The following is a 24,933-nucleotide window of genomic DNA, read 5'->3' on the forward strand; positions in this document are numbered from 1 at the left end:
CGCTATTGCAGCCTGCCAATCGCGCCGCTGGCCGATTTGAGCGCCGCGCGGAAATCGGCCGGGCGGTAGGCGTTTGGCTCCTCCACCGCCTTGTACGCCCGAGCGATTTCCCCGCGGATTCCGGCGGCGGCGCCCTGTGTCACTCGGCCCTCGCGCACCAACGCGTTGAGCAGCGTGTCGACCGCCATCACCGCCTGCACCGATCCGGCGTAGTCGGTGAAGCGCGGCGCGGTCGCCTCGCCCGCGATGATCGCGATCACCCTGAAGGCGTCCGCATCGGCATAGGCACGACCCGACAATGCATCGGCCAAGACCCCTGCATGAACCGACAATGCCTGCGCAGCCGCACGCGCTTCAGCGGGCCCCTGCCCCATGGCTGCGTGGAAGCCGCGCGCGGCGCTCTGGAACTTGGCCGCCTCGCCCGGCACCAACGCGCTGGCGACCGCCTGAAGCATGATCATGTTCTCATCATTGAACGGCGGGTTGCCGAACGGGATCGGGCGCGCGGGATTGGGCTCGAAGGTGAGCTTGCGCTGCGGGCCATCGATGATCGTCCGGTGGCACGAATGGCAGTCGTAGAAATAGAACTGCGGAAAGGCACCCTCGTAAGCGAACCTCGGTTGGGCAAAGAGGCTGGTCGCGCGGCGCACCGCTTCGGCCTGCCCCACCGCCCAAAACCGCACCGAATTGGGCGCGGCCTTGCGCGCGGTGTAATCGCCGTCGACCGTGTGGTGCTGCTGCAAGGCGCTGAAGAGATCGAGCTCGAAGGAAACGCGCGGGTGGCCCGCGGCCATCATCGCGTGGGTGACGAACTGGCCCGGTTTCGATGATCCGTAATGGCAATCAAGGCAGACATTGGCGCGCGCCTTGGGGTTGTCGAGGGGCGTCAGCCCGGCCGCGACGTTCGAGGCATGGGTGGCCGGCAGTGCATAGTGTTCTGCCAACCATGTCCCGCCCGACGGTCCGTGGCAGCTTTCGCAGCCGACCCCGTCGGTGACGGTGAACTTTGCACCGCGCTGACCTTCGGGGACATTGGTGGCATGGCAGCCGAGGCACGCCGGAGCCGATTGCGCATTACCCAGCCCGAGGCTCGCGGCGATCTGCTGACCGCGCCGACCGCCGAGCACGGCATAGGCGCGGGAATGGGCACCGCTGGGGGATGAGGGTTCCTGCCAGGTGGCGATCTCGTCCTGCCGGACCACCGCGCCATTGCCTTCGGCCCGGCCATGACAGGTCGATCCGGCGCAGCTGGCGACGCCTTCGAACGTGCCGTTACCGATCGCGCCAGAGGCCGGGTAGAGCGCAGCCAATCCGACCACCGCCGCGATGCGCAAGGCTACCCGCCGCTGCGCCAGGCCTGTGACCGCATCCGCCCAAAATCGCCTCATCCCATCCCCCCCGAGATGCCCGAGAGCCGGATTGCCCCAAACCATAGCAGGCTAGCACGCGCCCCCACGCGCTGCTTGTACCCCTGCGTCCGGTTTGATTGTCCGCCTGCCGATTCCCCCGTTTGGCCGACCCCTGCCTCCCTTGTCCCAAGCTTGGGGCCGGGATGCAACAGCCAATGCGGTTTCAGTCCCCGCTGGCTTCGGCCGAGGCCTCAAGGCTGGAAGCCAGCGCTTCGAGCTGCACCGTGCAGCCCTTGGCGATCAGCGCTTCGGCGAGCGCATCGGGCGCCTCGTAATCCTCAGGCAGCAGCACGAAATCGATCTGTGCGCTGGTGGCATTGTCCGGCCCGGTGATGGTGTAGGACGCGCCCTCCACAATCGGCAGGCGCGCCGGATCGAGCGCGGCGATCATCACCGCCTCGTCGAATGTGACATCGACCGCTGCGCCGTTCTCCCGGTTGAACATCCGGTAGGTGCTGGTGCCGGGCGTGGCGGGCCGCCACAGGCGCACAGTGGCAAGGTCGTACAGGCAGATTGTGCCCGAACGGGTGACATCGACATACCACAGGCTGGGATTGGTCGGGTTCTCGTCCGCCTCGCCGCGCACGGCCCCGGTGCGCACGCGGGTGGCGGCGCGCTTGCGGGTGAGGGAGGCGAAGCGGTCCGCCGCGACCTGCGGACGGTCGCCCACGCGGAAGGTGCCCGCCCCCTTGATGACGCGGGTGCCGTCAGCGGTGAGCACGGTGACCACATCACCCGCCTTCAGCGTGATCGATGCATTGTCATCGATCTTGGTGCCAACCGGGTACTTGCTCGAAGAGGGGCCGGTGGACTTCACCACCACCCCGGCCAGTGCCGCAACCGGCAGCGCCAGCGCCGCACCCGCCAGCGCGAGCGCCGTCAGCCGCGATGTCAACTTATGCGAGAACATAGGTTCCTCCCTCGTCCATTGCTTCCATGCGCCGGGCAAGATTGCTCAGCGCTGTATCGTCAGGGTGGCGCGCGGCCACCTGCTGCGCCAGGCGCAGGGCCGCAGCATGGTCCGTCGCGGCGAGTGCGCAGGCCTCGGCCAGCAGCGCGCGATCTTCGGCCGGGAAATCGGGCGCGGGTTCAAACAGATCCACCGCCCGCGCCCGCCCGCGCAATTGCACTCGCCCCATCGGCCGCCACCAATCGAGCCCCGAAGCCTCGGCGAATTCGCGGCTGGCCATCACCGCTGAATCGAGCGCCTTGTTAGCCGCTTCCAGCCGCGCAGCCGTGTTCATTGAGTCGCCCAGCGCAGTGTACTGGATGCGAGTCGCGCCGCCAAAGTTCCCGATCACCGCCGCGCCGTAATGCAGGCCCACGCGGGTCTTGCCGATCGGCGGCAGGCTGGCATCCATCGCGGCCACCTCGCGCCGGAACGCCTCACCCGCTTGCCACATCGCAAACCCCGCGCGCGCCGCCCGCATCCCATCATCCGGGCGGCTGATCGGCGCGCCCCAGAACGCCACCACCGCATCGCCAACGAACTTGTCGATCACGCCGCCATGGTCGAGCACCACCTGGCTGAGCCGATCAAGATAGCGGTTGAGCAGCTTGGCCACCATTTCCGGCTCGATCGCGTGGCTCATCTTGGTGAAGCCCTCCAGATCGCTGAACAGCACGAAGATTTCGCGCTTCTCGCCGCCCAGCGACAGGAGCTCGGGCTTGTCGATGATCGCGAGGGCGATGTCGCGCGGGATGTATTTGCCGAGCGCCCCCGTGGCGAAATTGCGCTGCACCGCACCCGATGCGCGCGCAGCTGTGGTCACGGCGGTGAAGACGATGATCCATCCGATCAGCCAGCCGACCACCGGCAATCCGTAGGTATCGACATTGCGAACCTGCAACAGCACCGGCGCGCCCTGAAAAATCACGAGCTGCGCGACGCCAAACAGCGCCAGCCGCCGCGCGGGCCATTCGAGCAGTGCCGTGAAGACCGCAACCATGATCACCAGAACCGCCATGACCCACAGCACCCAGATCGGGATCGGGGTGAGGACGCGGTTATCCAGCATCTGGGCGATGATTTCGGCATGGACAGAGATCCCTGCGGGAACTTCGCCATTGATCGAGGTGAAGGTCGTCTCGACCCGGTCGTAATCGACGATATCGCCGCCGATCAGGATGTACTTGCCGGCATATTGTTCCTTGAGGAAGGGCAGGATCTCCGGGTCGGGATCGACGAAGAGGTCGATCTGGGCGGGGGGAAACAGCACCGAATCCTGAAACTTGGGCCGCCGGTAATCGATTGCGCCCTCGTAATCGGCAAAGGCGGCGGCAGGCTCCCCTGCCTCGGCCAGCATCACGCGCCCGAGCAGCGGCGGCAGGCCCTCGCGGATATCGGGCCACAGCCGGGTTGCGCCAAAGGTGTTGTCGAGCCGGATGCTCGCGGGCTTCGCCTTGCTGCCTTCCAGCCGCGCCATGAAGGCTTCGAGGAACTGCTGCTGTTCGTATTCGATATCGTCGGGGTTGGTCGCCTTGGCGGCATAGGCGACCGCAACCGGGGTCTTCATGCTCCGCAGCGTGGCGATCAGCTCCTCGTCTTCGTCCTGTGGCTGGTCGAACAAGATATCGATCCCGATTGCCTTGGGCGCGAAGGTGTCGAGCGTGCGCAGCGTCTTGGCGAGCAGGCCCCGGTCGAGCGGTGAGCGCTTGCGCGCGGCGATCAGGGTCTGATCGGTATAGACGACGAGCACGACCCGTTGGTCTTCCTCGACCAGATCGGCGGAATAATAGGCCCTGAGATCGTAAAACGCGCGCTCAGCCTCGCTGGTGAGCGGGGTGGGTTCGGAACCATCGGGCAGAACCCAGCTGTAGCGCGCGATGAACAGCGCCACGCACACGAGCATGACGGTCAAAGCCAGCTGCATCCCGCCCGCTTCGCGCACATTGCGCCAACCGCGCGCCAGCCAACCGAGGCGCAGGGCAGAGCCAGCGGCGGCGCTGGTGTTCATGGCAACAGCCGCGCCTCAACGCGCCAGCTTGGCCGCACCGTCGCCCACCACGGCAAAGGCCGACCAGTAGAACGGGTGCGAGGTTTCGGCATCATCCATCAACGCCTCCTGCGAGGCCTTGAGCGCTTGAGCGGTGGCGCGCCCGTCCTCGGCAAACAGGCCCGCGATCAGGCGTCCGGTCGCGTTGTAATCGTCCGGCACCGGCCAGTGGCTCGCCAGCACGGTCCGTCCCCCTGCACCCACGAAGGCGCGCACCAGCCCATCAAGCGCGAACTCGCCGCCGCCGGTGACGCCGGCCTCACGGGTCGCGCCCACCGTCGCACTGCCCGCGGTGTCGCAAGCGGACAGGATCACGAGGTCGGCATCGATCCGCAGACCGAAAATCTCGGCAAAGCTCAGCAGCCCGTCCGAACCTTCCACGCTGTCGAAGCTGGTCAGCAGCGCCGGGCGCGGCGGACATTGCGGTTGCGGCGCGGTGACGAGGCCGTGCGTGGCAAAGTGCAGGATGCGGTATTCGGACAGGTCAGGCAGAGCGGCAATCGCGCTGTCGGTGAAAGCAGCCCCGGTCAGGACCCGAGCGCCCTCGCCAAAGCGGGCCGCTGCGCCGCGCAGTTCGTCCGCCTTGATCGGATTGGCCCAGATATTGGGCGACCACAGGCACTTCTCGCCCGCGTCCAAGGCAGCCCGGGTGCGCGCGGCAGCGGGTGTGGCGGTGCCGATCGGCGCGTTTTCGCCAAGCCCGAGATAGGCACGCCTGCCATCCGACGGCGGTGCCGCCCGCACATCGCGGAACGCCGAGGCGGCGACCGAGGTGCTGATCTGAGTGCTGCGCCCGAGCCATTTGGTGCCCCGCAGGTCATATTCGTCCGCACCCTTCTGCTTCATCCGCGCCTGATAGGCCGCAACGCTGGCATCGTCGGTGACGAGCAGGTTGATCGGCAGCTTGAGCAGCGCGCCATCGGGCTCGAACACGATGTGGCGGGCCTTGGGCAGTTCGTCCGCTACCGGGTTGAACAGGCGGACGTAAAGCTCACGCGCGCGCACGATGTCGAAGGGATAGGTCAGCACCTGCCCGCCTTCGACCACCGCGATGCTCTCACGGATCTGGCTTACCAGCTTGTCGAGCTGCGCCGGGGTGGCATCGGCCCGCCAGGCCATCGCAGCATCGCGGGTGGCGTAGATGACATAGGCATCGCGCTCGAGCGTCGCGAGCTTCACATAGGCCTCGCCCTCGGTGAGCGTGGCTTGCAGGTCGGCGAGCGAGATCGCCTGTTCGCTGACGGCACGGTAGCGCGGAAAGGCGGCGAGCTTGTCCAGCACTTCGGCCTGCTGCTGCCGCAGCAGTTCGAGCCGCGCAGCCTTCTCGGCGATCAGCGCAAGCTGGCCAGCGTCGGGTTCAGGTATGGTCTCCAGTTCGAGCAGCGCGGTGCGCAGCTGTTCGATCCCCCGGCCGAGATTGGTGGCGGTGCGGAACATTTGCGAGGCTTCGTCACTGCCGCCCGAAAGCTCGCGCGCCAGAGCCGCCTGAGTCTGAGCAAGGCCCGGGCGCTGGAGCAGCTGGCTGGCGGCGAACAGATCGCCCGCTGCGCTCGCATTGCCGCGACCCTCGTCGATCAACAGCCCGAAATAAGGCGTCAGCAAGCTGCGGAGCGATGGCGTGGCCCGGCCTTTCGCATCGGCGATAACCGTGCGGTACAGCGTCAGCGCCTCCTCACGGCGGCCGCTGCGCGCATAGAGCCCGGCCAGCTGCGCCCGGGCGGTGCCCAGCGCGGGCGAGCCGGGATAGGTCGCTTCGAGCAGGGTGATCCCCTGCTTGTGCAGCCGCTCCGCCTCCCCCTGCTTGCCGGAGCGCTCGGCGAGTTCGGCAAGCTCACCCAGCACCTGCGCTCGCAGCCACATGATCGACACCACACGTCCGCCGCGCACATCGCCGAAGATCGCTTCGGCGGTGCGCAGGAAGCCCGCCGCGTCCTCGGTCCGGCCCAACTGCCGCAGCACTGTGGCTTTGAGATAGGCGTGCTGCCCATCGAGCAGCTGCGCCCGTTCCAGCGGAGTCAGGCTGAGTGCATAGTCACCTGTGACCCGCCCGCTCTCGCTGGCCAGCTGTCCCGCCAGCGCCGGCCCGATCTGGAGGCTGGCGAGCGCCGCATTGTCGGTGAATTCGACCGGGAGCGGTGCATCGAGCAGCGCGAGCGCGCGCGCCGACTGGCGTTGGTTGAGCGCGTCCATCGCTTCGTAATTGCGTTGCAGGCGGGCCAGGACGGGGCTGGTCGCGCTGCCGCTGCGCAAGGCAGCGAAACGGCGGCGGCTCTCGGCGAAGTTGCCGAGATTGGATTGGAGCAGCGCTTCATTCAGGCGCGCTTCGGCGGCACCCGGCCCCGCCAGCGCGGCCGAGGATGCCGCGAAAAATTCCGCTGCTTCGGCAAAATCGCCGGCGTTGCTGCGGCGGTAGGCTTCGATCAGCGCCTGATCGGCCGCGATCGCTTCGGCCTGCTGGCGGGCAAAGGTGACCGCGTCGGTGGTGCTGGTGAGCGGGATTTCGACGATGCCGGGCACCACCGCATCGCTCGCCAAGGATGCCATGCCGAGCTCAAGCGCCTTGGCATAGGCCGTCAATCCGCTGGCCGCATAGGTGCGTCCGCCGCGATTGCCGATCAGCACATCCGCGCGCAGCGCGCTGCCCTCCCTGGCGCAGGAGAAGCGTTGCACGGCGGCGATCCCGGTCACGGCGACTGCTCCGCCAGCGCCATCGATGCAGCGCGCATCCGCACCCGCAAAGCGCGCAGGCGCAGGGACCGCGCTTCCCGTCTTCACCACCCACAGCGTGCCGACCGGCGCGGCGGCATCGCGGCAGATCACCGAATAGCGCCGGTCGAATAGCCCCGCGCCCGGCTCGGGGGCAAGGATTTGCGCTTCGCACAGGCCATTGGAGCCGATCGGGAAGGTATCCCGCAGGCTGAGGCTGGCCGGACCCGGCTCACGCGCGGCGGCCGCCTGGCTGGCGGGCAAAGTCCCCATCAGCCCGAGCGCCGCCAGCGCGGGCAGAAGGACGCGTGCCTTGTCCTTGGACTGGGTCATCTCACTGCCCTCCCGTCGGGGGTGTCTGGCCGCCGCCATAGAGCGAGGCATCGCCGCCACTGGTCACCGGTTCATCGAGCATCTCGTCCTCCGAGATCAACGCCGCATCGGCGCGCTGCAGGAAGTCGATGCCGAAGCGGGCGTCCTCTTCCTCGTCGCTGAAGGCGGGCAGGGGTTCGCCGATGATGTTGAGGGGTTCCAGCAGCGTCGGGTTGTTGAGCGCGAGCGGGGTTGGCGGGACGATGATCGTCAGCGCCCCGGGCTCGAAGGTGGTGACGTAGTTCGGCCCGGCGACGAGCGTGCCTTGCCGGATGACGAAGATGCCGCGGGTCTCACCCGGATCGCGCGCAAGGCTGCCGGTCAACCGGTCCTCATTGACCAGCCCATCCCCGCCGATGGTGAAGGTGAACACCGGATCAGGCTCGCCGAGCAGCTTGTCCTTGTCGTCCGCCCGGATGATGATCGGGCGCGGCGTGATCGTCAGCTGGCCATTGGTAAAGCTCACCGCGTAATTCGCGCCTGCTGTCAGCGTGCCCTGCGTGATCGCGACATTGCCGACGCCGGTGGTCACGCCAGCGGTGGTTGCCAGAGCGCCGGTCAGCTGATCGCCATTCACCAGTCCCGCCCCGCCCAGAGTGAACGTCAGGGCCGGGTTGGCGTTGCCGTAGATGCGCGTCACATTGTCAGCCGTGATCGTGATCGGGCGCGGCGTGATCGTCAGTTGGCCGCCGATAAAGTTCAGAGAATAGTTGGAGCTGACCCCCAATGTGCCCTGCGTGATCGCGACATTGCCGATCCCGGTGGTCACGTCAGCCGTCGTCGCCAGCGCGCCGGTCAGCTGATCGCCGTTCACCAGCCCCGCCCCGCCGACCGTGAAGGTGAGCGCCGGGTTGGCATTGCCATAGATGCGCGAAATGCTGTCCGCCGTCACACTGATCGGGCGCGGCGTGATCGTCAGCTGGCCATTGGTGAAGCTCACCGAATAGTTCGCGCCAGCCGCCAGTGTGCCTTGCGTGATCGCGACATTGCCGACACCGGTGGTCACGTCAGCGGTGGTCGCCAGAGCGCCGGTCAGCTGATCGCCATTCACCAGCCCCGCCCCGCCGACCGTGAAGGTCAGGGCCGGATTGGCGTTGCCATAGATGCGAGCAATGCTGTCCGCCGTCACGCTGATCGGGCGCGGCGTGATCGTCAGCTGGCCGTTGGTGAAGCTCACCGCGTAATTTGCGCCAGCCGTCAGCGTGCCCTGCGTGATCGCGACATTGCCGATTCCGGTGGTCACGTCAGCGGTGGTCGCGAGCGCTCCGATCAGTTGATCGCCGTTGACCAGCCCCGCGCCGCCCAGCGTGAACGTCAGCGCCGGGTTGGCATCGCCATAGACCCGGCTCAAGCTATCCGCGGTGATCGTCAGCCCGCGCGGCGTGATCGTCAGCTGGCCGTCCACAAAGGTCAGCGCGTAATTGGAACTCGCCACCAGCGTGCCTTGGGTGATCGCGAAGGTGCCGACCGGCGTGGTCACGTCAGCGGCGGTCGCCAGCGCCCCCGTCAGCTGATCGCCGTTCACCAGCCCCAAATCGCCGACCGTGAAGGTCAGAGCCGGATTGGCATTGCCATAGACCCGGCTGAGATTGTTCGCTGTCACCGTAATCGGGCGCGGCGCAATCGTCAGCTGGCCGGGGTTGAAGGTGAACTGATACCCCTGTGCACTGAGCAAGGATCCCTGCGCCGCGTTGATGGCGAACTGGCCGACATTGGAGGTGCTGTTGGCCGCCGTCGTCAGCAGCGGCGCGCCGGACAGGTTCGCCACATCGTCACCCGGCAGGAAGCCGGTGATGCTGGCGGTGAGCGCCAGGTCCGTGCTGCCATAGAAGCGGGTGAGATCATTCGCGGTCACAGTGAGGACCGGCACAATCCGAAAGGCCGCGAAATTGCCTCCCGGGTTCAGCGCGTCATAGGCCGCCGCGTTCGCAATGCTGTAGCGCCGGGCATAATTGGCAAAGGAGCCGATCTGCGATCCCGCGGGTGTCGCGGCGAAGATACCGTAATGCCCGCCGCCGGTCAGGATCAGACCGGCATCGCCATTGAGGTTGATGACCTCGCCATTGAGCGCGGCAAGGTCGATGGCGCGTCCGGTGCCCGAAGCGGTCAGCACGCCCGAGCCGATCACCACGATGTCGCTGCCGGGCGTGGTGCCGAAGTTGCGCGCGTCGATCTGGCCGGCGGTGATGTTTGCCAGCGTGATGGTGCCGCTCTCAAGTTCGGGAAGGCCGCCGCCATCGAACAAGCGCAGCGTCGCCGAACCGGTGCCGGCATTGATCGAGCTGCCCTGTGCCATCGTGATGACCGCAGGACCGGCAGCGCCCGGAGGAGGCGGCAGCGTCCCGGCAACGTTGGCCAGCACATCGACCGCGCCATCGCGCACCGCAAGGTTGCCGTCGAGCAGGATCGAACGGCCCGCATTGAGGCTGATCGATTGCCCGCCAAGGCTGACACTGCCACTATTGTCGTCGGTGATTGCGATCGTGCCACGCGAGGTAACCGTGATCGCCGTGGTGGTGGCGGCGACAGGCTGGCTGCCGATGATCGATCCGGCCCCGGTGATGATCTGGATAGAGTCATAGGCCGAGATATCGAGCTGGCCCGCCACATTGAGATTGCCGCCTTGGGCGACGACCTGCGATGCTGGCGGATCGCCGATGATCGCATCGCCCAGCGCCGTGACCAGCATGGTGCCGGCATTGACGTTGCCTCCGCCCAGATCGACCAGGAACCGGCCCGCGCCATTGGCCTGCAACCCGGGGCTACCCCCGCTGGCATCGGCGGACATGGTCAGCACGGCGGTGTTGATCACCGCCTGGCTGCCAGCGCCCCCCTGAAGCAAGGTGCTGCCCGCAGCCGCGCTGCCGCCGCTGGAAGTCTGGGCATTGCTGCTGATGCTGATCAGGTTCGTAGTGACCTCGGTTGCACCGCCATATTCGAGGCGCGTAGACCCGCCATTGGCGATCCCGCCGGTCTGCCCCGCATTGGCAGCCTCCGCAAAAGCGCGCGCCTCGATAAAGACCTGGCCGACATTGAGGGTCGAATCCGCCAGGTTGAGCAATGCTCTGCCGCTCGCGGCATTGCCGGTGGTGGACCCCGCGCCGCCATTGGCTAGCGACCGCACGCGCAGAACGCCCGGCAGCCCGACCGCGCTGGTGGCGATGTTGAGAGTGGAGCCGGTCACGACCACATCGGCACTGGCGCTGGTGGCCGTGCCGCCTGTTCCATTCGTCGCTCCGGCTCCGCCAAGCGCATCGATCGCAATGACATTCTGTCCGCTGAGGCCGATATCCGAGCCCGTGATCGCGACCGTCATATTCGCGGCGACCGCGTTGCCGCCGCTTCCTCCCGGGCCTATCCCAGCGCCGCCCGCCGCGGTTGCGAGGAATTCGAAATTGCCGCCGGTCACGGTGCTGTTGGTGATGGTGATCGAGGCCGGTGTGGCGCGCGCATTGCCGCCCGCCACGCCGCCCGCACCGCCTTGATTGGTCCCGCCGACCGAAAGGCCTGACTGGCCGCTCGCATTGGGGAGGAAGTTGATCGTCGCCTCGTTGGCGGTGAAGCTGACGAGCCCGTCATCACCGCTCTCAAAGGCATTGCCGCCGATGCGGCCCGTCCCGCCGGTGGCCTGATCGACCACCACCGTCCGGCCAACGAGGTTGAGCGTCGCCCCCAGCACCTCAAGCGTGCTGCGGCCCCCGAAGCCGTCACCGCCAACGCCCGTGCCCGAGCCATTGCCACCGACGCCGCCCGCCACGCCGCCAAGCAGCTCCAGCGTCGCCGTGCCGCCATTCAGCACCCGGATCTGACGGGTGCCGCCTCTGGCGTTACCACCGCTGATGTTGCTGCCCGCCAGCAGACTCGACCCGCCTTCGCCAAACACCGAGAACAGCGTCTCACCCATGGTCATGGTGCCGCCGTCGACTTCGATCAGCCCCGCGCCGCCGGAGGCCGCGCCGCCCGTGCCGCCCTCTACCAGCGAGCCGCCACCCACTCCGCGCGCGAGCAGCCGGTTGAACCCGCCACTGCCCGGATCGGTGTTCGGATTGGCGGGCAAGGCCATCGCCCCGCCTTGCGCCGCACGCAGCACAATCGTACCGCCATTGCCCGCGCCGCCAATGCCCGTACCGCCCGAGGTGATGCCCCCAATCCCGAGCGCGGCGACAATCGCCCCCTCGTTGAGGGCGTCGGCAAAGGTGATGGAATCAAAATTGCGCTCGACGATCAGGCTGCTGCCCGTCCCCAGGCTGCGCAGCTCGGCGGAACCGCCAAATCCGGCGCCGCCGACATAGGCAGCCTGATCGGCCTCGCTCTCCCCGCCGCGCCCGCTGGCGGTCACCTGAAGCGAGCCGAAGCGCACCACGCTGGCCGCTTGCGACTGCGCAAAGGCCGTCCCGCCGCGTCCAGTGCCGCCGATCCCACCCTCATCCGGTGCGCCGCCCAAGCCATTGGCGAGGATCGCGGTGTTGCCCGAGAACGTCCCGCTGCCCTGCGTGCCGTTGGTCACCGCGATATAGGCCGTGCCGCCCGTTCCGTTACCGGCATTGCCGGTCAGGGCAAACCCGCCGCCGCCATTCGCCTCGACGGTGGTGTTGCCCGAGACCGTGACGCTGATGCCTTGCAGTTCGACAGCCGCTTCCCCGCCGAGGCCGGCCCCGCCCGCCGAAAAGCCGCTATTGCCGCCCACACCAGTTGCAGATGCATTGAACTGCGCCAAGGACACAGCGCCGCCGAGGCTGCCGGTCGCTTGAGCCGCGCCCCCGGTCCCGCTGCCACCCACGCGCCCCTCGCCCCCGCGGCCCGCGGCTTCGAGCGTGATCTGATTGGCAGTTATGTCACCCGCCCGCACCGTCAGCGCGGCTGAGCCGCCGGTGCCATTGCCACCCGAGCCGGTCGCAAAGCCGAAATCCGCGCCGCCGCCAATGCCGCCCGTGCCGTTGGCGAGGGCCACCACGTTGCCGACGGTGGCCGTTCCCTGGCCAACCGAACCGTCCAGCCCGAACAATTCGAGGCCCGTCTGCGCCCGTCCGCCAAACCCGTCGCCGCCACGCCCGCCGTTGATCAGTCCGGCAGCCGCCCCGCCCCGGCCGCCCGTGCCATTGGCCGAAAGCTGTGCGCTTCCGGTGACCGACAGGTTGCCCCGGTCACCGCCAGCAAGCAGGAAAGCGCCGTTGGTGACCGTCGGATCGGCCTGATTGGGGGCCGCACCATCCCCGCCAATGCCGTCACCCCCGCGTCCGGCGGCAATTGCTGCACCATCGGTCGGCCCGCCGATGCCGCCCGCGCCTTGCGCAAACACGGCGACATTGCCGCCGATGGTGAGTGTGGCATTTTGCGTCAAAGTGCCGGTGGCCTGGAAGACCGCCCGGCCGCCCCGGCCAATCCCGCCATTGCCACCAAGTCCGAGTGTCGCGTTGCCACCGACACCATCGCTGGTCGCCTGCGCGCGGCCGAGGATCGTGACCGTGCCGATTTCTGCGGTCGCTCCGGCAATCCCGCCGGACCCGCCGCCGCCGGTCTGCCCGGCACCGCCCACACCGCGCGCGTCGGCCCGGAAGCTGGCGTCGATTGTTCCGCCGATGGCGATCGTGCCGCCGGTGAAGGTTGTCGCCGAAGCGCGGCCGCCGAGCCCGACCCCGCCAATGCCGCTGCCATTGGCACCGCCAAACCCTTGGGCATCAAGCTGCATCCGGCCGGTGATGGTGATCAGTCCCGGCCCGTTGATCGTGGCCGCCGCTGTCCCGGCATCACCGATGGAACCCGCCCCGGCGCTGTTCGAAGAACCGCCGCGGGCATTTGCATTGGCCTCAACGTCGCCGCCAATGGTCAAAGTGCCGCCGCCGGCCGCCACCGTCATCAACGCTTGCCCGCCATAGGCATTCGACACGGTCGATGGGCCGACCAGCGAACCTTCCGCAGCGATCGCCTCGGCAAACAGGTTGAGCTTCTGCGTGACGTCGACCGAGCCCCCTTGCGTTGCCGCAAGCTGCGCCAGCCCGCCGCGGGCCTCGGCCCCCACTCCGGCACCCGCCGTTGGAGTGCCGAGCCCCCGCGCCTTGATGGTCGCGTCCCTCTGGATGCGGATAGTGCCGCCCGCCGCACTGACCAGCGCCGAACCGGCAATGGCACTGCCCGCGGTCAGATTGCCCGCATCAAATCCGCCAAGGGCGTCGGCCGTCACCAGCGCGCTGCCGGAGATGGTGACATCACTGCCCACCCCGGCAAGGATCAGCGAAGACCCGCCTTGCGCATTGATCGCATCAAGCGATGTCAGGATGGCACCGCTCTCACCATAGTCGCGCGCGTCGACCAGCACATCGCCGGTAACGGTGAAGCCCTGGCCGTTTTGCGCGATCAACTCGGCATTCTCGCGGCCGACAAGCAGCAGATTGCCAGCGACCGAGCTTGCGATATCAAAGGATGTTGCCTGCACCCGGTGGGTACCGATCGCCAGCACACTGCTGCTGGCAAGGAAATCATCGATGAAGATATCCGCGCGCACATCGCTGAGCGCGGCATTGCCGTTGAAGGTCGCCGCGATCCCGTTGCTGATGGTGTTGCCGTCCACATCGCGCCCGGACACGTTGTAGTTGGCCGACAGGATGATCTCGCCATTGACGATACTGACACCCTGCGCGGGCTCGAAGCCGAGATTGCCGCTGAACAACATGCTGATCGGGTCAGCTCCGGCGCGGGCGACGCCGTAGATCATGTGATTGTCGCCTGCCCCGGTGCTCGATGGGCCGCCGACATTGCCGTTGACCGTCACCACCTCGCCGGACGCCGCCGTGCCGACCGGGACCACGATGTTGAACAGACCATTCGAGAAGCCGAGATTGACCACCTCGCCCGCGACATAGGCATGGCTGCCGTTGATCCGCGCCGTGCCCAGCATTTCGATATCGGCCGCGACCACCGCGAAAAAGGCGTTTTCCGGCGTCGCGAGGATCTGCGCGCCGGGATTGATCTGGACACGCGCGGTCGATCCTGCGGCGCCGGTGAGGGTGGCAATGCCGCCTTGCCCGAACGCCTCGAAGTCGCCCGGCTGGATATCCAGCGTGGTCAGCAGCAAGCTCCCGACATCGAAGGTTGCGGTGCCCCCGATCAGGATCCCGGTGGGCGAATAGAAGGCGACCGTGCCGGCCGGTGTGCCCCCGTTATTGGGGTCGAAAAAGCGCGACAGGACCGTGCCATTGATCGTCACAACGTTGCCATTGGCGGTCGGCAGAATCCGGTTCAACACCGCGAAGTTTGGCGTTTGAAAATTGCGGAACAGGGCGCTGGCATCCGTTCGGAGGAAATCCAGTGCATTGCCAGCATTGTCCACGTTCGGCGTCCAGTTGATCACCACCGTCGGCGTGAACAGATCGACCGTCGTGCTGGTCGGCCCGGAATCCTCGATGTTCGCCGCACCGAACACAACGGCACCGTCTGCAAGAATGCCCTGCGCCTCGGCCCGGGTGGGAAGCAGCAGCGCCAGCGCCAGCGCGGCACTGCCGCAGCCGAGCATGAGCTGCGAACGCCTGGCATGAGGATGGCGGCTCCGGTTCGCACGGGTCATCTCAATATCTCCACGGCAGCAAGCGGGCAGTGAGCGTGAACATGAAGCGGACATCGCCGCGGTCAGCGGCAAGATCGGGCCGCTGGAGCGGCACGGCGACCAGAAAATCGCTCTGCACCCCCGGCGCCCAGCTGACGCGCAGGCCTCCGCCTGCCGACCACAGCCGGTCCGGGTTGGTGGGGGAGCGGCTGGGATCCTCGTTCCAGACGTAGGCCACATCGGTGAACAGATAGGGCTGGTAGGCAAGCCCGTCCGCGGTCCTGGCGACGAGCGAGCCGTAGCGCAGCTCGAACGCGCCCATGATTCCGCTGTCGCCCAGCACCGCGCCCGGATCATAACCGCGCCCGATCGAGAAACTGCCGGCCGCGATTTCCTCGAAGGCGGGCAGCGGATCCTTGGTGATTTGCGCCTGAGTATCCAGCGCGAAGGTCAACTTCGGGGTGGGGCGATATGCGAAATCGGCATTTAACCGCACCAGCAGCGGTGTGGGGTCAGCCTCGATCCGGCTTGGCGGAACAGCCGCGCCGATGATACAGCCGAGCAGATTGGGGCGGCAGTCCGGGCTGGCATTGAACACATCAAGCCCGTGGCGCGCTTCGATGCCATAGCGCAGTTGCAGCTTGGGCTCGTAAGGGGAATAGCCGCCTGCCCGCAGGACGGATTGCTGATCGGTCCATTCGCCCGCCAACCGGGCATAGGCCATCCGCACCCGGTCATCGGTCAGGCCGAAATTGTTGAGCAGCACGTCCTGATCGACATAATCGAAACCGACATCGGCAATCAGGCTGTGGCCGCGCGTGCGCACCAGCGGATAGCTGGCGAACAGGCTGGCAAAGATGGTTTCGGATTCGACATCGAACCCAGCCAGCCCGACCGCGGGGTTGGAAGTGCTGTAGGTGAACTGCCCGCCCAACCGCAGGCCCTCGCTCCCGACGCGGAAGTCATGGCCGATCTGGAGCGTCTGCTGCTCGGCAAACTCCAGCGTGCTGAACAAAGCCATCGTGGTCCGGTCGCCCAGCCCCGTCACATTATACAGCTCGCCGCGCAGCGTTCCTCCGAACCGGCCGATCGATCTGGAGCCAAAGTTCTGCACGTTGACATCAACCACGCCGCGCTGGCGCAACACCGCGATCTCGCCCACCAGCTCGCCCGGCGCGCCGCCTGCCGCCGGTCGCAATGACAGACGGACATCCAGACCCGGCACATCATCGGCGAGCAGCAGATAGCGCTCGGCCGCGTTGGTGTTGAACACGTCTTGCCGGGTGAGCTTTTCAAGATAGCCCGCCACCAGCTTTTCCGAAGGCCCGGCGTCGCCGCGCACCCGCACCGCTGTCAGCCGCCCGAACACCACGTTGAAATCGGGGATGCCGTCGGCGAGGTTCTGTTCGGGGATTTCGACGGTGGCGAGATAGCCCTGACGGCGCAGGATCGCATTGGCTTCGGCGCGAATATCGCACAGCACCGACACGGGCAGCGCGCGCCCGAGATAATCGGCGTAGGCGCTTTCAAGCGAGAGACCCGGCACCCGGTCGAGCCCGTTGAACTGTGCGCCGGCCACCGTGAAGGTGATTCCGGCAAACTCTGGCCGGTCGAGCGCGCAGGGCGGCCGCTCGAAATCACCGTCGATGGTAAGAGTGACGCTGCGCTCCTCACGGCGCAGCTCGGGCGGGATCAGATCGCTGCGATTGGGCGGCGCGACTTGGGCCGGCTGGGCCGAGGCCGGGTCGCTCGCACTCAACAATCCGGCGGACAGGGCGAGTGCTGACACAAATGCGCGCAGGCCGAGAGAGCGAAAATCGCGAGGATGCCGCGCGCGTCGGGTCGAAAAGACGGCGGACTGCACCTGATGCAGGCAGGTAAGAGCGTGCGACAAGGTCCCCCCCAAAGCTCACGCCCGGGCAGACGCTATGCGCGCGCTCGCAGCGTTGTGCCTTCCCCCAAGGTCCACACGCCAACGCTCATGTCGCCGGTGAACCTACGACCCCTCGTAGGCAGGGAGACTACTCCAGCGCACCGCAAACACAAGCGCGCAAAGGCCTGCGCAGGCGCATGCGAGACACTTTGTCGCATTTGAGCAAGATTTGCGGGCGCAACGAGCGCCACGCAGGGAGCTTGCGGGGGGAAAAAGCGTCAGCCCGCGGCCGCGAGCATCACCTTGGCAGAGGCGCCGGATACGGCACCGGGTTCAACCGGCAGCTTGGCGGGGCGGGCCGCACCGGGATAGGCTTGGCCCAACACACCAAGCGCTTCGGTAATGCGGGCGTGAGCGGCCGGGTTCTCGGCCTTGATCGCCGCGCCATTGGTGGCGAAGGCAGCCGCGGCGACCTTGGCGAAGCCGTAACCGTCGAGATAGGGCTCGTAACTGTCGTTCTTGGGCAGAGTGCGATACATCGCGCTCGCCCGCTCGATCTGGTCAGCGATGACTCCGGTGGCGACCTTCGCCGACGTGGCGTCCGACTTGGGAGCCTTCTGGGCGGCACCCCGCAGCGCGGCGATGATCGCGTCATAGGCCTTGCCGACTTCGGCGACGCTCTTGCCATCATTGGCGGCGAGCGATGCTGCCGTGAACAGCTCCTTGAAATCTGCGACGCCGAGCTTGGCAAAGACCGGGTCCATATCGACCAGCACTTCGCTCACCGGGTGGGCGAACATTTCCGCCGCTGCTTCCTTCTTGCCCGCCGCATAGGCATCGCGCGCGGCGACCACATGCGCTTCGGCGACCGCGAGCGCGATCCCGTAGGCGACCGGATCAGTGGCCGCATCGGTCACGGCAACGCCGCCCTCGCCCTCGCCACCAGCCGCTTCGCCGCCCTCACCCTCGCCGCCTGCGCCGCCTTCACCTTCGCCTGCAGTCGCAGCCGTGTCACCGCCTGCCGCTCCGGTCGCAGCGCCCTCACCGCCCGCTTCGCCGCCACAGGCGGCCAGCAGCCCACCGGCAAGCGCCGTGCCGAGGCCAAGCTGGGTCCAGAGTTTGAGCGTGCTGTTCATGGGAGGCGGTATCCTTCAGATCGGGAGATATGTCGCGGTCTCATGGCCCAGATGATAATCACTCGCAAGAGACTTTCGCACCCCGAGCCTTGCCAGCGCGCAGGGGAGTCATTACAGACATGATACAACGTCTCATGAACTGCTCCACAGGGTCATCACAACTTATGGCAACGCTGCTCGCTCCCATGTGCCGCATCTCGGCAAACCCCGAAGTGCTGCACGCTATCAGGGAGCCTGACTGCAACCTGGCGATCTGGCAGCGCGCGCCGTTTGCGGAGTTTGGACCGCTGGTCGAAGGTGCGCCGCAGGACCTGCGCTTCACCTGCGATGTCACTGGCCTGCCCGCGCTGCTGGCCAAGGAACTGAAACAAGGCGGCTATGGCGGCAGCGCTGCGCTGCACAGCGCACTGGTTGCGGATGCCGCCCGGCTCGCCGAGCTGTTCTGCACCGCGATGGATCTTGCCCGGCTGGAGCTGCGGCTTGAAGTCGTGCGCACCGATTCCTGCCGCAAGTTCCACGCAGACTACGTCACCGCCCGGCTGATCACGACCTATGTCGGCGACGGCACCGATTGGCTGGACGAGGATGATGCCGCCCGTGTCGCAGCAGGCGAAGCGCCCCGGCAAATCAACCGCCTCCGCCCCTTCGACATCGGACTGTTCAAGGGCAAGCTCGCGACGGATCGGCCTGCGATCCACCGCTCGCCACCGATAGCAGGGACGGGCGCCGCGCGGCTGTTGCTGGTGCTCAACCCGGCCAGCAAGGCAATCGCCGACGGGGCCGATTCGGGTCTTTCACAGCCTCCGCATCTGGCCTAACAGGCCCCCCATGCGCCCGCAGGCGCGATCCACTCCGATGGCCGCCGCTGCCTTCGTGCGCGCCGCCCATCGCTCGCAAGAGGTATCTGCTCGATGAAGAAATTCCTGCTCGCCGGGGTCTCCGCCCTCATGATAGCCGCTCCCGCTGCTGTGCAAGCTGACGAAGGCATGTGGCTACCGAGCCAGACCGGCGCGATTGCCGAGGCGATGAAAGCTGCCGGGCTTGAGCTTGACGCCAAGACGCTGGGCGATCTCAACCGCCCGCCGCTGACCGCGATTGCCTCGCTGGGTGGCTGCTCGGCCGCGTTCCTCTCGCCCGAGGGTCTGGTGGCGACCAACCACCACTGTGTCGCCGGATCGCTCCAGTACAATTCCTCGCCCGAGAACGATTACCTCACCAACGGCTTCCTCGCGAAGACGCTGGGTGACGAACTGCCCGCCGCCCCCGGCAGCCGCGTCTATGTGATAGAAGACCTGCGCGATGTGTCCAAGGACATGCTCAAGGGCGCCGACAAGCTCGAAGGCCGCGCCCGCTATGACCGGCTGCAAGCCAACCGCACCGCGCTGATCGAAGCCTGCGAAAAGCAGGCCAACCGCCGCTGCGATGTGCGCGCCTATTTCGGCGGGCAGCAGTACTGGCTCCAGCAGCAGCTCGAGATCAAGGACGTGCGCCTGGTCTATGCCCCGGCAGCGGGCGTCGGCAATTTCGGCGGCGAGAAGGACAACTGGATGTGGCCGCGTCACACCGGCGATTTCTCGTTCTACCGCGCTTACGTGGCCCCCGATGGCTCCTCCGCCGCGTTCAGCAAGGACAATGTGCCGTTCAAGCCCAAGGCCTGGCTCCCCATCGCCAAGGACGGCGTGAAGGACGGCGATTTCATCATGGTTGCCGGCTTCCCCGGCACCACCGAGCGTCTGCGTTCGGCTGAAGAAGCGCGGTTCTATTACGAGGAACTCTACCCCTATCAGCAGGCGATGCTGGCCGAATATGGCGACATGATCGACGCGCTGACCGCAGGCAATCAGGCGGCGACCATCGCCTACGCCGCGACGCTTCAGGGCGTCGAGAACTACGAGAAGAAGATCGCAGGCCAGATGGCCGGGGCCGATGCCATTTCGCTGGTTGAAAAGAAGCAGGCCGAAGAAGCGGGCTTCCGCGCGTGGATCAAGGCTGATCCCAAGCGCGAGGCGCAGTACGGCGCAGCGCTGGCTGAGCTCGACGCGCTGATTGCAACCAGCAACGCCGAAGCGCTGGCCGATGCCAAGCGCGGGATGCTGGGCCGCGGGCAGCTCTATGCGGCGGCGCGCCAGCTCTATCGCTGGGCCAACGAGCAGGCCAAGCCCGACAAGCAGCGCGAACCCGGCTATCAGGAGCGCGACCGCGCCTTCATGACGCAAGGGATGCAGCGGATCGAGCGGCGTTACGTGGCCGAGATCGACAAGGCGATCTGGGAAGACGGCATCGCTGAATACCGCACCTTGCCCGCCGAACAGCGCAGCGCCAGCTTCGACGCCTTCATGGAAGGTCGCGATCTGGCATCCTTCTATGCCGCGACCGAACTCGGCAACACTGCCAAGCGGATGGAGTGGATGGGCAAGTCGCCCGCCGACTTCAAGGCCAGCAGCGATCCCTTCATCCAGCTCGCCGTCGCCACCTATGACGAAGCGATGGCCAACGAAGCGGAAGAAAAGGCCCGCTCGGGCGCAGTGCAGAAGGCCCGTTCCAAGGTCATGGAAGCGCGCCTTGCCTATGCCGCCTCGCAGGGCAAGACCATGTACCCGGACGCCAATGGCTCGCTGCGCTTCACCTATGGCAAGGTGACCGGCAAGGCGGTTGACGGGCAGGTCTGGACGCCCTTCACGACCGCCGAAGGCATTGTCGCCAAGCACACCGGCCGCGGTGAATTCGATGCGCCTGACAAGATGATCGAGCTGATCAAGGCCAAGGACTATGGCCGCTATGTCGCGCCGGAACTGGGCACGCTGCCGGTCGACTTCCTCTCGACCGTCGACATCACCAACGGCAACTCCGGCTCCTCGACGCTCAACGCGCGCGGCGAGTTTGTGGGCCTGGCCTTCGACGGCACGATCGAAGGCGTGGTGTCGGACTGGATGTATGATCCCAAGATCAACCGCACGATCCACGTCGACAGCCGCTTCATGCTATGGACCATGGAGAAGGTCGACGGCGCGGACCGCCTGCTTAAGGAAATGGGCGTCACCGCTGAGTAAAATCTGAATAAGTATGCGGCGCGTGGGATTTCCGCGCGCCGCCTGCTATTGCCTCCCCAGCGGTTGCGCTGAGACGGGGAGAGTATGATGCACGAAGTGGTGGTGGTCGATATCGGCGGCACCCATGCCCGGTTCGCGATTGCCCGCATCGGCGATGACAGAGCCATCACACTCGACGAACCCGACACGCTGCACACCGCCGATCACGCCAGCTTCCAGACCGCATGGCAGCATTTCCGCGAATTGCGCGGCGGCACCCTGCCCCCGGCCGTCAGCATGGCGATTGCCGGGCCGGTCGGCAGCCCCGGCAACCTCAATCCGGTGATCCGCTTCACCAACAATCCGTGGATCATCCGCCCCGCGCTCATCAACGAGAAGCTGGAGGTGGAGCGCTTCACCCTCGTCAATGATTTCGCCGCTGTCGCCCATGCCGTGGCGCGGGCCGATGACAGCCAGTTCCTGCACCTCGCCGGACCAGAAACGCCGCTGGGGAGCGAAGGCACGATCAGCGTGCTCGGCCCCGGCACCGGGCTGGGCGTCGCGCATCTGTGGCGCTCGGGCAGCCAGTACCGCGTGCAGGCGACCGAGGGCGGGCATATCGACTTTGCCCCCTTGGACAGCATCGAGGACGCGATCCTCGCCCGTCTGCGCAGCCGCCACAACCGCGTCTCGGTGGAGCGCGTGGTGTCCGGGCCCGCGATCGTCGACATCTATGAAGCGCTCGCCGCGCTGGAAGGCCGCAGCGTGCCCGAATTGGATGCGATCACCATCTGGGGGCTTGGCACCAGCGGCGAAGACAGCCTGGCCGCCGCCGCTGTGGACCGCTTCTGCCTGTCGCTGGGATCGGCGGCGGGGGATCTCGCCCTCGCGCAAGGCGGGTTCGCCGGTGTGGTGATCGCAGGCGGCCTTGGCTACCGCATCCGCGACACGCTGCTGACCTCGGGCTTTGCCGCGCGGTTCAAGGCCAAGGGCCGGTTCGAGAGCTTGATGGCGAACATCCCGGTCAAGCTGATCGTCCACCCGCAGCCCGGCCTGTTCGGCGCAGCGGCAGCCTTCGCCTCCGAACACGCATGAAGACGATCGCCGCCCTCGAAGCCCGGCTGGGCGAGCTGCACCAGCGCACCCGCGAAACGCCGCTGTTCAACCCGGTGTTCCAGCTCTCGCTCGATCTGTCGCGCGCGCTGGAGGGGGACGCGCTGACCCTTGATGATCTTTCCGCGCTCGTCACCGAGCTGGAGTGTGACGGGCTGAAGGCCCGCGCGGGCAAGCTGCGCGCGTTGCTCGCCCCGCCGCCGCAGCCTGTCCGGCTCGCGGGTGAGGGCGAGGATTTCGAGGCCTTCGCGGCGCGCTGGGAGCGCCCGCAGCTCCACGCCGTCTTCACCGCCCACCCCACCTTCCTCCTCGCCCCGGCACAGGCCGAAGCGGTCGCCGCCGCGGCATCGGGCGATGATGACGCAGCCGCCTGCGCCGTGCCATCCGCCCGCACTGCCGTGACACTCGATCATGAACACCGGGCCGCGATGGACGCGATGGCCCGCGCGCAGGACGCGCGCGACGTGATCGTCGCCCGCTTGCTGGAGGACGCGCGCCAACGCTGGCCGCAGGACTGGCGCGCGCTCCGTCCGCTCCCGTTCCGCTTCGCCAGCTGGGTCGGCTACGACATGGACGGGCGCACCGATATCGGCTGGCACACCTCGATCGCCTTCCGGCTTCAGGAAAAGGCCGAGAGGCTGGCGCGTTACACCGCCAGCCTTGACGGCATCGATCCGGGCCACCCGCTGCTGGACACGCTGCGCCCCGCCGCCGCCTTCGCCGCCGCCCGGGCTGAGGACTTTTCTGCCGATCTGTCGAGCGCCGAGGCCCTGGCCGCCGCTGCCAACCGCCTGACCACCCACAGCGCCGACAACCTGCTGTCGCTTGCTGCCCTGATCGCAGCATTGGAAACCGAGGCCGAGACAGCCGATCCCGCCCGCGCCGTCCGCCTGCTCACCCTTGCTGCCGCGATGCGTGCGGACGGGCTTGGCATGGGCTGGATCCACTTCCGGGTGAACGCCAAGCAACTCCACAATGCCATCCGCCGCCGCCTCGCGGATGACGAGGCGATCGATCTGGCCAGCAAGGGCGCGATCGCCACCCTGCGCCGGATGGTGGAAGAAGCCCGCCCCCTGCGCACCAATTTTGCCGCCCTCGCCACCGAAAGCTCGACCGCGATCCGCCAGTTCCTCGCGATGGCGCAGATCCTCAAGCACATCGATGCCGATGCGCCGATCCGGATGCTGGTGGCCGAGTGCGAACAGCCTGCCACGGTGCTCGCCGCGCTTTACTTCGCGAAGCTGTTCGGGGTGGAGGACAAGGTCGATGTCTCGCCCCTGTTCGAAACCGAGACCGCGCTGGAACATGGCGGCAGGTTCCTCGACGCGCTGCTCGCCGAGCCGGCCTACCGCGCCTATGCCCGTCAGCGTGGCCGAGTGGCGGTTCAGACCGGGTTCTCGGACGCGGGCCGCTTCGTCGGGCAAGTCCCCGCCGCCCTCGCCATTGAGCGCCTGCAAGGCCGCCTCGCCGAAGCGATGGCCGCCAATGGCCTGTCCGACATTGCCGCGCTCGTCTTCAACACCCACGGCGAAAGCATGGGCCGCGGCGCGCATCCGGCGTCGTTCCGCGACCGGATCGAATGGCCGCTTTCCCCCTGGGCGCGGCGGCGGTTTGCACGGGCGGGCGTCCGGCTGGAGCCCGAGGTCAGCTTTCAGGGCGGTGACGGCTATCTGTTCTTCGCCACGCCCGAACTGGCGCTCGCCACCCTCACCCGCATCGCCGAACTGCGCCCGGCCGAGACCGACCTCGCCGCGCCCGCCGACCCCTTCTATCACCGCACCGATATCAGCCTCGATTTCTACCGCGCGGTGAAGGAACATCAGGGCGATCACCTGGCCAGCCGCACCTATGCGCGCGCGGTAACGGCCTTTGGCCTCGGCCTCCTGAACCCCACCGGCAGCCGCGTCTCGCGCCGTCAGAGCGACATCAATGCCGACCGCGAGATGAGCCTGCGCCAAATCCGCGCGATCCCGCACAACGCGATCCTCCAGCAGCTGGGCTATCCCGTCAATGTCATCGCCGGGATTGGCAGCGCGGCCGACAGCAACCGCGAGGAAATCGCCGCTCTGCTGACCGAATCCCCACGCGGGGCGCAGATCATGCGGCTGGTGCGCGCCGCCAATGCGCTCGCGAGTATCAAGACTGTGGCGGCCTATGGCGAGCTGTTCAATTCGGCCTATTGGGCCAGCCGGACCTATCGCGGCACCGAGGATCACCTCGCGGGAAGCTGCGCGGCGCTGGCCGAATATCTCGTCGGCGATGACCGGACGGGGGTGTTCCGCCGCTTGGCCTCGCGCCTCAGGATCGACGCGATCAAGCTGCACCGGCTGACCGATCTCCTCCCGGATGAAGCGCCAAGTGAAGCCCGCGAGCATGTGCGCCGCCGCATCGGGGTGTTGCAGGCGCTGCGGCTGGCGCTGCTCCAGCATATGTTCCTGAAAGCGGTCGCCGTCCCCGCCTTCAGCCGCGCCAATGACATCAGCCGCCGCGACGTGATCGAGATGGTGATGACCTTGCGGGTGGACGAGGCCCTCGCCCAGCTGCGCCGCGCCTTCCCGGTGCGCATCCCCGGCCCGCGCGACTTCCCCTTGGACGAGCCCTCCGACTACCCTGACGGCGGCGAGGAAGGCTATGGCGCGATCGAGCGTGACTTCATGACGCCGATTGCCCGCGCGCAGGAACTCAGCCTCAGGATCAGCACCGCCATCGCCAACGAATTCGGCGCGCACGGGTAAGCGCTGATCCTCCCCCGCCCCGAG

11 protein-coding genes are annotated in these 24,933 nt (G+C 67.2%); 4 read left to right on the top strand and 7 right to left on the bottom strand.

The genetic code is table 11. The annotated features are described in order from the left end of the window. Positions 1-2: 2 nt before the first annotated feature. The 7 genes from ACLBKT_RS10125 to ACLBKT_RS10155 form a co-directional block, all read right to left on the bottom strand. Positions 3-1,388 (bottom strand): multiheme c-type cytochrome, encoded by a 1,386-nt coding sequence (locus ACLBKT_RS10125; RefSeq protein ID WP_410182791.1) that lies wholly within the window; start codon positions 1,386-1,388, stop codon positions 3-5. Positions 1,389-1,572: 184 nt separating this feature from the next. Next, on the bottom strand, positions 1,573-2,319 hold the full coding sequence (locus tag ACLBKT_RS10130) for a hypothetical protein (RefSeq protein WP_410182792.1): 747 nt from the start codon (positions 2,317-2,319) through the stop codon (positions 1,573-1,575). Continuing rightward, positions 2,306-4,366, bottom strand: a complete 2,061-nt coding sequence (locus tag ACLBKT_RS10135; RefSeq protein ID WP_410182793.1) for a CHASE2 domain-containing protein — start codon at positions 4,364-4,366, stop codon at positions 2,306-2,308. The genes ACLBKT_RS10130 and ACLBKT_RS10135 overlap by 14 nt, the downstream gene beginning before the upstream one ends. Before the next feature lie 15 nt (positions 4,367-4,381). After that, positions 4,382-7,444: a CHAT domain-containing protein gene (locus tag ACLBKT_RS10140; RefSeq protein ID WP_410182794.1), complete on the bottom strand. Its 3,063-nt coding sequence runs from the start codon at positions 7,442-7,444 to the stop codon at positions 4,382-4,384. Position 7,445: 1 nt separating this feature from the next. Then, positions 7,446-15,044, bottom strand: coding sequence for an MBG domain-containing protein (locus ACLBKT_RS10145; protein WP_410182795.1), 7,599 nt, complete (start codon positions 15,042-15,044; stop codon positions 7,446-7,448). A 1-nt stretch (position 15,045) separates the two neighbouring features. Further along, positions 15,046-16,812 carry a ShlB/FhaC/HecB family hemolysin secretion/activation protein gene (locus ACLBKT_RS10150; RefSeq protein WP_410182796.1) on the bottom strand — a complete coding sequence of 589 codons (1,767 nt, stop codon included), beginning with the start codon at positions 16,810-16,812 and terminating at the stop codon, positions 15,046-15,048. A gap of 362 nt (positions 16,813-17,174) precedes the next feature. Further along, on the bottom strand, positions 17,175-18,032 hold the full coding sequence (locus ACLBKT_RS10155) for a hypothetical protein (protein ID WP_410182797.1): 858 nt from the start codon (positions 18,030-18,032) through the stop codon (positions 17,175-17,177). A 164-nt stretch (positions 18,033-18,196) separates the two neighbouring features. Here ACLBKT_RS10155 and ACLBKT_RS10160 point away from each other — a divergent pair, with 164 nt between their 5' ends. The 4 genes from ACLBKT_RS10160 to ACLBKT_RS10175 all read left to right on the top strand — a co-directional run bounded on the left by ACLBKT_RS10160 (position 18,197) and on the right by ACLBKT_RS10175 (position 24,909). Then, positions 18,197-18,850, top strand: coding sequence for a DUF1826 domain-containing protein (locus tag ACLBKT_RS10160; RefSeq protein WP_410182798.1), 654 nt, complete (start codon positions 18,197-18,199; stop codon positions 18,848-18,850). Between the two features lie 93 nt (positions 18,851-18,943). After that, the gene (locus ACLBKT_RS10165) at positions 18,944-21,082 is read left to right on the top strand and encodes a S46 family peptidase (RefSeq protein ID WP_410182799.1); all 2,139 of its coding nucleotides are present in this window, start codon (positions 18,944-18,946) and stop codon (positions 21,080-21,082) included. An 84-nt stretch (positions 21,083-21,166) separates the two neighbouring features. After that, positions 21,167-22,156, top strand: coding sequence for a glucokinase (locus ACLBKT_RS10170; RefSeq protein WP_410182800.1), 990 nt, complete (start codon positions 21,167-21,169; stop codon positions 22,154-22,156). Further along, on the top strand, positions 22,153-24,909 hold the full coding sequence (locus tag ACLBKT_RS10175; protein WP_410182801.1) for a phosphoenolpyruvate carboxylase: 2,757 nt from the start codon (positions 22,153-22,155) through the stop codon (positions 24,907-24,909). Before ACLBKT_RS10170 ends, ACLBKT_RS10175 begins: the two co-directional genes overlap by 4 nt. Positions 24,910-24,933 lie beyond the last annotated feature (24 nt).

It is taken from the genome of Erythrobacter sp. W302b, from assembly GCF_046452395.1.
Taxonomy (GTDB): Bacteria; Pseudomonadota; Alphaproteobacteria; order Sphingomonadales; family Sphingomonadaceae; genus Erythrobacter.

Excerpts from the sequence above, each read along its gene's own strand:
- ACLBKT_RS10165 (WP_410182799.1), top strand. The coding sequence starts at position 18,944 with ATGAAGAAATTCCTGCTCGCCGGGGTCTCCGCCCTCATGATAGCCGCT.
- ACLBKT_RS10130 (WP_410182792.1), bottom strand. The coding sequence starts at position 2,319 with ATGTTCTCGCATAAGTTGACATCGCGGCTGACGGCGCTCGCGCTGGCG.
- ACLBKT_RS10125 (WP_410182791.1), bottom strand. The coding sequence starts at position 1,388 with ATGAGGCGATTTTGGGCGGATGCGGTCACAGGCCTGGCGCAGCGGCGG.
- ACLBKT_RS10145 (WP_410182795.1), bottom strand. The coding sequence starts at position 15,044 with ATGACCCGTGCGAACCGGAGCCGCCATCCTCATGCCAGGCGTTCGCAG.
- ACLBKT_RS10140 (WP_410182794.1), bottom strand. The coding sequence starts at position 7,444 with ATGACCCAGTCCAAGGACAAGGCACGCGTCCTTCTGCCCGCGCTGGCG.
- ACLBKT_RS10170 (WP_410182800.1), top strand. The coding sequence starts at position 21,167 with ATGATGCACGAAGTGGTGGTGGTCGATATCGGCGGCACCCATGCCCGG.
- ACLBKT_RS10160 (WP_410182798.1), top strand. The coding sequence starts at position 18,197 with ATGGCAACGCTGCTCGCTCCCATGTGCCGCATCTCGGCAAACCCCGAA.
- ACLBKT_RS10175 (WP_410182801.1), top strand. The coding sequence starts at position 22,153 with ATGAAGACGATCGCCGCCCTCGAAGCCCGGCTGGGCGAGCTGCACCAG.
- ACLBKT_RS10135 (WP_410182793.1), bottom strand. The coding sequence starts at position 4,366 with ATGAACACCAGCGCCGCCGCTGGCTCTGCCCTGCGCCTCGGTTGGCTG.
- ACLBKT_RS10155 (WP_410182797.1), bottom strand. The coding sequence starts at position 18,032 with ATGAACAGCACGCTCAAACTCTGGACCCAGCTTGGCCTCGGCACGGCG.